Consider the following 308-nt stretch of genomic DNA (forward strand, 5'->3'; position numbering starts at 1 on the left):
GCCGTATCTGCGGCCACGATAAACCGTGCAAAATGAATTTTACGGGTCTCGATCGCGATATCGCGGCGACGCTCTAGGTCCGACAGCCTGTCGATTGCGGCCTTTGTTATCTCGTATCCGCGTAAGATTGCGTCGGCTTTAGCCCGTTGCGCCTTCGGAGCCTTCAATTGCTCCGATACATCAGACAGGATCGCCAAACGAACCAGTTTTGCCGTCTCGCGTTCATCCTGACGCGCCTGTTGTAATGCTTCTGCAAGGTTTCGGCGCTGTTCCTCCTGTTCTTTTATCGAGCGGTGTAGCGCGCCGAT

General features: G+C 54.9%; 1 protein-coding gene. It reads right to left on the reverse strand.

Annotation, left to right across the window (positions count from 1 at the left end; all coding sequences use genetic code 11):
* Positions 1-308 (reverse strand): hypothetical protein (locus AB9F29_RS21965; RefSeq protein ID WP_369757257.1); only part of this gene is annotated, 308 nt, incomplete at both ends.

The organism is Falsihalocynthiibacter sp. S25ZX9 (assembly GCF_041205405.1).
GTDB lineage: Bacteria > Pseudomonadota > Alphaproteobacteria > Rhodobacterales > Rhodobacteraceae > Falsihalocynthiibacter > Falsihalocynthiibacter arcticus.